At 37.5% G+C, this 8,517-nt stretch carries 8 protein-coding genes; 1 reads left to right on the plus strand and 7 read right to left on the minus strand.

Going from position 1 to position 8,517, the window contains the following annotated elements:
* A partial coding sequence (locus tag AC220I_RS14270; RefSeq protein WP_486724523.1) for a SulP family inorganic anion transporter occupies positions 1-1,137 on the minus strand: 1,137 nt, incomplete at its 3' end.
* 183 nt (positions 1,138-1,320) lie between these two features.
* Between AC220I_RS14270 and AC220I_RS14275 the strand changes: the two genes are divergently transcribed.
* Positions 1,321-2,550, plus strand: a complete 1,230-nt coding sequence (locus tag AC220I_RS14275) for a class I SAM-dependent rRNA methyltransferase (RefSeq protein ID WP_486724524.1) — start codon at positions 1,321-1,323, stop codon at positions 2,548-2,550.
* On the opposite strand, the gene AC220I_RS14280 is transcribed toward AC220I_RS14275, so the two are convergent.
* The 6 genes from AC220I_RS14280 to AC220I_RS14305 all read right to left on the minus strand — a co-directional run bounded on the left by AC220I_RS14280 (position 2,547) and on the right by AC220I_RS14305 (position 8,508).
* On the minus strand, positions 2,547-2,876 hold the full coding sequence (locus AC220I_RS14280; protein WP_486724525.1) for a DUF1904 family protein: 330 nt from the start codon (positions 2,874-2,876) through the stop codon (positions 2,547-2,549). The two genes, AC220I_RS14275 and AC220I_RS14280, sit on opposite strands and share 4 nt — an antisense overlap.
* A 75-nt stretch (positions 2,877-2,951) precedes the next feature.
* Positions 2,952-3,365 carry a DUF4342 domain-containing protein gene (locus AC220I_RS14285; protein ID WP_486724526.1) on the minus strand — a complete coding sequence of 138 codons (414 nt, stop codon included), beginning with the start codon at positions 3,363-3,365 and terminating at the stop codon, positions 2,952-2,954.
* Positions 3,366-3,525: 160 nt separating this feature from the next.
* Positions 3,526-5,628 carry a methyl-accepting chemotaxis protein gene (locus AC220I_RS14290; protein WP_486724527.1) on the minus strand — a complete coding sequence of 701 codons (2,103 nt, stop codon included), beginning with the start codon at positions 5,626-5,628 and terminating at the stop codon, positions 3,526-3,528.
* Positions 5,629-5,777: 149 nt separating this feature from the next.
* Positions 5,778-7,604: a DEAD/DEAH box helicase gene (locus AC220I_RS14295; RefSeq protein WP_486724528.1), complete on the minus strand. Its 1,827-nt coding sequence runs from the start codon at positions 7,602-7,604 to the stop codon at positions 5,778-5,780.
* Between the two features lie 216 nt (positions 7,605-7,820).
* Positions 7,821-8,381 (minus strand): indolepyruvate oxidoreductase subunit beta, encoded by a 561-nt coding sequence (locus AC220I_RS14300; protein ID WP_486724529.1) that lies wholly within the window; start codon positions 8,379-8,381, stop codon positions 7,821-7,823.
* Between the two features lies 1 nt (position 8,382).
* The gene (locus tag AC220I_RS14305; RefSeq protein ID WP_486724530.1) at positions 8,383-8,508 is read right to left on the minus strand and encodes a 4Fe-4S binding protein; all 126 of its coding nucleotides are present in this window, start codon (positions 8,506-8,508) and stop codon (positions 8,383-8,385) included.
* Positions 8,509-8,517 lie beyond the last annotated feature (9 nt).

The following is an 8,517-nucleotide window of genomic DNA, read 5'->3' on the forward strand; positions in this document are numbered from 1 at the left end:
AACGACCACATCACTTTTTGGTGCGCTTAAGAGGCCAACAAACTCACGCCATTCACTCATATTGTATGCTACAATGATCAATATTGCAGCCAGAGATGCAAGTGGTATCATTTGGGCCAAGGGCATAAATATTAATACGATCAAAAGGAGAACCACCGAATGGGTCATTCCTGCAATTGGGGTCCGACCACCATTTTTGATATTAGCTGCTGTTCTGGCGATAGCGCCAGTTGCTGGAATACCACCAAACAAGCCAGAAGCTATGTTGGCTGTACCCTGAGCGATGAGTTCCATGTTCGACCTATGTTTACCACCAATCATGCCATCAGATACGACACACGCAAGAAGTGACTCGATTGCACCAAGCATGGCAATTGTAAAGGCTGGTTTCAAAAGTAGTTGAAGTCTCTCAAGTGTCACCTCTGGAAAATGCGGTGTGGGGAAACTTGACGACAGTGTTCCAAACTTTGATCCTATTGTTGGTACATCCAAATGCGTGAAGCTCACAACAATTGTTGTTACAATTAGTGCAATTAAAGATCCTGGAATTTTCTTATTGACTCTTGGCCAGAAAATAATGATCAATAATGCCATCATACCAATGAGAAGACTCTCAAAATGAATGGTATTAAAATGTTCAAAATAGACTTGCCACTTTTCAAAGAACTCTGAGGGAACGGTCTTAATATTGAGTCCAAAAAAATCCTTTATTTGAGATGAAAATATAACAACGGCAATACCACTTGTAAAACCAGTTGTTATGGGATACGGCATAAACTTAATCAATGTCCCCAGCTTAAAAACACCCATGAGTATCAACATGATCCCCGCCATGATTGTGGCTAGAATTAATCCATCGATACCATATTGCATAACAATTCCGTATACAATAACCATAAATGCGCCTGTTGGGCCACCTATAAGAACGCGACTGCCTCCAAGTAATGAAGTAACAAAACCTGCTATAATCGCTGTGAACAATCCTTTTTCAGGTGTTACGCCTGATGAAATACCAAGCGCTATTGAAAGCGGTAAAGCAATGATTGCTACGATAATACCAGCAGTCACATCGCTTATGAATTGTTCTTTATTATACCCTTTTAACGTTGTAAATAACTTGGGTTGCAATTTTGACATAATACGCCTCCTCTAATACACCCTCATTTTAGCACTATGAATGTACTTTGTATACAATATTAACATACAAATTATTGAATATTTTTGTCATAATTTGTCGCTTTATTCTTTTTTTAATTGTGTAATCAAATGGTGTATAATATAATGGTAGGACGTTCATTATTTGTTAATTAAGGAGGCAACATGAAACACAAGTTTCTGGAATTAAAAATCCATCAACGCCATTTAGATAAATATAAAAATCAGTATCCACTCATATTTAAAGAAGCTCTTATGGGCAATCATGTATTCGAAGATCAAGGTGTTCATGAGGGCACATTGCTGAAGCTCACAGATGAGAGAGGGCATTTCATAGCAACAGGATATTATGGCATTCAGAATAAGGGCATTGGCTGGGTTCTTTCAAAGATTGAGAAAGAGCGCATTGACGATCTATTTTTTAAGAAAAAGCTTTATAGTGCCATCGAAAAACGCATTAAGCTCTACAACAATCCAAAGACAAATGCCTTTAGGGTCTTTAACGGCGAAGGCGATGGGATTGGCGGCTTAACCATCGATTTCTTTAACGGTTCATACTTAATCAATTGGTACAGTCTTGGTATCTATACTTTTAAAGACAGTATCCTCAAGGGCTTAAAGGAAATTGTTGAATATGATGCCATATACGAGAAATTGAGATTTGAAAATGACATAGATGAAGAAAATGATGGTCTTGTTGCTGGTAAGCCAGTAGATTTTCCAATCCTCATCAAGGAAAATGGCGAGCAATTTGCTGTATATTTTAATGATGGTGCCATGGTAGGTATCTTCCTTGACCAACGTGAAGTCCGCAGAACTATCAGAAACAATTATGCCAAAGGCAAGAACATACTCAACCTCTTTTCATATACTGGAGCCTTTTCAGTATTTGCCGCTAAGGGTGGCGCTAGAAGTACCACAAGTGTAGATCTTGCAAACCGTAGCCTTGAAAGAACTCAAGAAAATTTTAATCTCAACCGCATCAATCTTGAAGATCATAGCATTATTGTAGAAGATGTCTTCAACTACTTTAAATACTGTGAGAAGAAAGCCCTCAAGTACGACATGGTAATCCTAGATCCACCAAGCTTTGCCAAGTCAAAGGACTTTGTGTTCTCCGCTGAAAAAGATTATCCGGTATTGCTTGCAGAGACCATAAAAATAACCACGAATAATGGCATCATCGTGGCATCTAACAACTCAAGTACTATTGATTTGGATAAATTTAAACAGATGATCGGCAAAGCCTTTAACTTAGGAAAAGCGCGATTTGAGATCCTGGAAATCCATCAGTTACCTAAGGATTTCAGAACAAACCACGCTTATCCAGAGAGCAACTATTTAAAAGTTGCCTTCATTAAAGTCATCAAAAAATCGAAATCTCTTGAATCTTAAAAGTGTTCACCATTTTCAAAATAATACTCTGGGACAAGGTCAGTAAATATGACTGCGTTCTCAGGGTATTTTTTTTGCTTGAAAAAAGTATCGAAAAGTTTTGCCACTTGTTCACAAGCAGCTTGGTCTCTCTTAAACCACTGAATGTTTACAAACGGATAGGCGCCCTGGTCTTTTACGCCATTTGAATAGAAAACGGTTGGCAGGTATTCCACTGTAAAGTGGTCTACAGGGCACTTAATCATCTCTGAAATTGATTTGATCAAGGTTTCACTGATTTCACTAACGTGTGCTTCAGAAGCACCTTTTATAATAATATGTGGCATATACTTCACTCCTCCAGTTTATAAATAAGTCACTGCTAAGTCTATTATAATCCAGAGGAGTCATAATGTCACACCCTAAGCCTCATCATTTGATTCAGGCACTTGTTTTTCTTTTCCAACTTCGATTTTATGACCAAACAAATATGGCACAGCCAATACAAAAATAGAAACCGGCATTGTAATCAGGGTCGCTACTGATGCTGTCAACAGTGAAACGTCAACGACATCTTTTTGGTCCTTTTTAATTTTAAAACGCGTTTCTTTTAAATCATTGAAAAAGCTTTTACTCTTTGTCTTAATTGCTTCCTTAGCTTGTCTTTGTTTTTCAGATGCAGTCTTTTCAGGTTCAACCAGTTTCTCTGCTTTCTCAAGTCTAATGAGGGCTTCTAGCAAATCGCCTCCAGTTTCATCGAGTGTATCTTTTGCCTCTTTGTATGAGACGTTGGCACGTTCCATTATAAGATCAATTTTTTCAAGTGATGTACTCATATCTTGCCTCCTTGTTTTATTTTATATGTCAAGTATACAGACCTGAAATTAGAATCTCCTCTCTATTAGATTAAAATGAAACTAAAAGTTGGTTAAAGACATTAAAAATGCCCCTTGGACCAAACCAGAGGTTTAAGGTCAGGGGCATTTAAATATTTGTTTATTGGCCTACTTTAAAGAATTTTATTTCTTCGGCCAATTTTTCCATTTCTGCTGTAAGAGTGTCTATATCAGTTGTATTGTCATTCAAGGATTTTGCAATTATTTCAAAGGACTCATAAGAAGCGTTGATAAGTGTTTCTATCTCCACTGAATTATGGGCAATATCACTAACTGCTTTTGTGATTTCCTCAGAAGCTTCAATTTGCTCTCTGGATGTTGCTGAAACGGCTTTAATATGTTCAAGATTTGCTTTGGCTTTTTCCAATATTTCATTAATGCTGGTTTTAACCTTATCAGAAATTGAAATACCCTCTTGGACACTCACAGTTACCTTATCATTTGCCTTTTGAACAACCTTAACCTCTTGTTGAATGTTTTCAATGATACCCTTGATCTTATCTGTTTCCGAACTGGTTTGTTCTGCCAATTTTCTAATCTCATCAGCAACAACTGCAAAACCCCTTCCGGCTTCGCCAGCTCTTGCCGCTTCAATTGCAGCATTTAATGCCAGTAAGTTTGTCTGTTCAGAAATTGAATTGATGGTCACCAAAATACCACCAATATCTTCAGATAACTTGGATAATTTTAAGATTTGAGTATTGGCATTGACAACATTGACATCAATTGTATTCATGTTGGCGTTCATGGCTTCAACACTTGTGTAACTGGTTGTTGCAATCTCACTTGTCTTTTCAGAATACTCAAGTGCAGCCTCAGTCTTTTCAAATGAATCTCTAGTGGATGCCAAAATTTCTTCAAGCCCTGCAAGGGATTCTTCTGTACCTGCGGCCTGGCTCTTAACATTGTCAAGAACTTCACTTAAGCTCTTTTGAAGCTGGTCAATCCCCAAGGATACCGGTGCTGAAATCTCATTCATGTAGATACTATTTTCACCATGAATAACATTGTCCATACCTTTATATATACGGTCATTGCTAACTTCTGCTCTTAAAATAACTTGGCTAATTTCAGAAATTACTTGATGTGTCTTCTCAATAAAGCCATTATAGTGGTCACCCATGACACCAAATTCGTCTTTGCTCTTAATATTAATTCGAGCTGTCAAATCACCACTTGAGCCAATTTCAAAAGCCTCTCTAAACTGTTCAATAGATTTTGCAAGTTTTTTACCAATAAAGATTGCGATGAATGCTGCACCTATAATGGCAATAAGGCCAATCACAGTAAATATAAGCGTCAACTTGCTCAAATCTGAATATATTTCAGATAGAACTGGGTTTGCTGTTAAATACCATCCATTACTGAGTTTATAGTATGACATTATTTTCTTCTTGCCCTGGTAGGTGTAGTTCAATAGTCCAGACTGGTCTCCTTTTAGAATATCATCTGCCAAATAACTGAGTTCACCACCAGCCAATTCTCTAAGATTTGTTGCCTTTTCATCAGGATGATATAGGAAGTTAAAGTCCTTATCCATCAAAGTTACATAACCTGTGTCATATATTTTGATTTGACTTAATCGTTCCCTTAAGGCATCAAAGAAAAACTCTGCACCTGCAACACCAACCACTTTGCCATCTTTCACAACACTTTTACTATAAGATATAATTGTAGCATCCCAAGGTTCCCAATAATAAGGTGCTGTCCAGTTAACGCCATTGTCTATGGCACCTTGGTACCATTCATCACCTGCATAACCTGATTCTCTTACATTATACTCACCTTCACGGTTATAGGACCCATTCTCTTGACGTGTAAAAGACAAGGTTCCAGGATTCTTAATGGTATCATCGTCAAAGATAATCCAACCGCTTTTGGCTGAAAATGTGTCAATGGCACCGATAATCACCGGGCTAATACTGGCTTTATACGCTTCCATTTCCATTTCATTACTTTTAATCTTATTCAAATCCATATTGGTGAGTACAATATTCGCAATTTGATCCGTCAATGTGGTTATTTCATTAATAGATAGTTCAATGTCATGTGCATTGCCATCTACTACCCCCATTAAATTTTGCTCTGCATCTGCAATTAGAATCGATTTTACACTAAAATAAGATACTGACCCCATAATCAAAACAAGTACAAAAGAAGTTAACATAATTGCGAGAATAATTCTTGTTGATATTTTTTTCATAAGCTTCACCCCTTACAGAATTTTCAAAACTAACCCACTTAGCTCTATCTCTTATGTATACCTCTAAAAAGACAAAAAAAACAGAAAGTCCAGTATTATTGATGACAATACTGAACTTTCAATTTATATTTGATTTTATTAAGCTTTAATTAGATGCTACGCTCTTTTTTTACACGTACTCTTTTTTTATCGCCATCCGACTTACCATCTTTATATGGCTTATCTTTGTAGCTTTTCTTTGGTCTAGAGCCATCAGAATCACTATTGCTTCTAAAGCTTCTGTGGTCTTTGCCTCTATCCTTGCCACCTCGTTCTTTGCCTCTTTCCTTGCCTCTATCTTTTGCACGCTCAATTGAAATTGGCTTACCTTTGATATGGCGTTGATCCATTCTTTCTAGCACTCTATCTGCATGACTTTCTGGAATTTCAACAAATGAGAAAGAGTCATAGATGTCTACACTACCGATTAAGCTGCCATCGATATCAGCTTCATTAGCAATTGCACCTACGATGTCTCTCGGTCTAACATGATGATTGTTACCCACGTTAATGTGCATACGAATCATTGTACCCGAGTTTCTGCCTTTGAACTTAGAACCCGATCTTGAATCTGATCTTGAATCCGAACGCTGATTGTTATTTTTTGCTTTTTTCTCATTGTCAATCGAATCAATTTCTTTTGCTTTCTCCATTTCTAATTCCATCTGGAGTAAAGCAGCTGCGATTTCAACTGGTGAAAAAGCTTCGTCTGAAAACTCTTCAATAATTCTGATAAATTTAGCATCAAGTCCAGATTGAATACGCTCTTTAACCCTTCCAAGGAACAATTCACGCTTCATAGCTTCAATATCTGTAATTTTAGGAATTGGATGATGAACAATATCTGATTTTGTGTATTGCTTGATATTTCTAAGCAAATGGTATTCTCTGTAGGTAACAAATGTAAAGGAAATACCTTCTTTGCCTGCTCTACCTGTTCTACCAATTCTATGAACATAGTATTCTTCATGGCTTGGCATATCATAGTTGAAAACAGCTTCAACATTTTCAACGTCAAGTCCTCTAGCTGCTACGTCTGTCGCTACTAAAAGCTCGATATCGCCACGTTTAAATTTGTTGATAACGTTCATTCTAAGGGTCTGCTTCATATCACCATGAATTTTATCACACTGGTAACCTCTGGCTTGAAGCATATCGGTTACTTCATCAACACGTTTTTTTGTATTACAGAAAACAATTGATAACTTGAAATTATAAATGTCAACAAGTCTACTTAAAATTTCAAGCTTATCTTTATCCTTCATTTCCAAATAAACCTGCTTAATGCTTGGCGTTGTCAATTCTTTATGAGCAACTTTTAAGATTTCAGGATTTTTTTGGTATTTATTGATAATATTCATGATTTCTCTTGGCATTGTTGCAGAGAAGAGCATCGTTTGGATATCGTGATCCACATCATCAAGAACGAGTTCAATATCTTCTCTAAAGCCCATGTTGAGCATCTCATCTGCTTCATCTAAAATAAGCATTTTTAAATCTGCAAATTTAAGGGTTTTTCTTCTAAGATGATCTAATACTCTACCTGGTGTACCAATGACGATATGAACACCCTTTCTAAGACCTCTGATCTGTCTTTCGATATCTTGTCCACCGTAAATTGGCATGATGCTTACGCCTTTTTTATACTTCGCAATTTTGCTTACTTCCTCAGAGATTTGTACAGCAAGTTCACGGGTTGGGCAAAGTACAAGTGCTTGAACGCCACGATTGTTTTCATCAATCGCTTCAAGCATCGGAATTGTAAAAGCGGCTGTTTTTCCTGTGCCCGTCTGTGCTTGTCCTACTAAATCTCTACCCTCTAACGCTACGGGAATTGCCATTGTTTGTATAGGAGTTGTTTCCTCGAATCCCATAGCTTCAACGGCTCTCAAAATTTCTTCTGAGACTTTCAGTTCACTGAATTGAATTTTATTCATTTAATTGTTCCTTTCTCAATCTTACATCCACAGAATTCTGGATGCCTTACGATCCAGAAAGATTTTCTGCTAACAAATGGTTAAAAGATGCGCCTTCGCACATCTTTAATAATCATCTGAGTATTATTAACAGTTGCGAAATCCGATGATTTCATCAACAAGTTATTATATCACACTTCCATTTTTCATGCTAATGTTTTTTTAAAAATTTCTGAATTAGATTAAATATCCCTGGTCAAAGGCCTGTAAATTCAGGTCTACCAGTTTGGAGGGTACATGGTCTGAAATGACTTCTTTCCATAAATCAGGTTCAAAGTCCAAACATTTGGCCAACATCCCAAGGAGAAAGACATTAACCATCTTAGAACTGCCTAAAGCTTCACAGCTTTTTAGGGCATCATGTGCTTTTAAGTGAAGATCAGCTCTAAATCGCGTCTTGTAATCATGAGGGTAGGGTTGCTTTTCAGCGATGGCAAACACCGGATAGATTTCACTACAATTTAATAAGACCTGTCCCTCTGCTTTAAGAAAGCTCTGCCACCTTAAACCTTCAAGAGGCTCAAGGGCCATGAGAATATCTGCAGTGCCCTTTTCGATATTTGGCGAATGGATGACTTTTCCGTATTTAACACTCCCCCATACTTTACCGCCTCTTTGCGAGAGGCCCACCACATCATTGGACTTTACATCGGCACCAGCGCGACTTGCAACCTCGCATATAATTTGAGTTGTCATAACAAGGCCTTGACCACCTACGCCTGCTAAGATGATATTCATCTTACGCCTCCTCTCTTGTCGATTTAATTGCATTTACCGGGCATACCTGTGAGCACACAGAACAACCAACACACATTGACGGGTCTATAGAAGACTTGAGCTTATCAATCCCTTCATAGGCTTTCATGTGAATTGG

The organism is Fusibacter sp. (genome assembly GCF_057447755.1).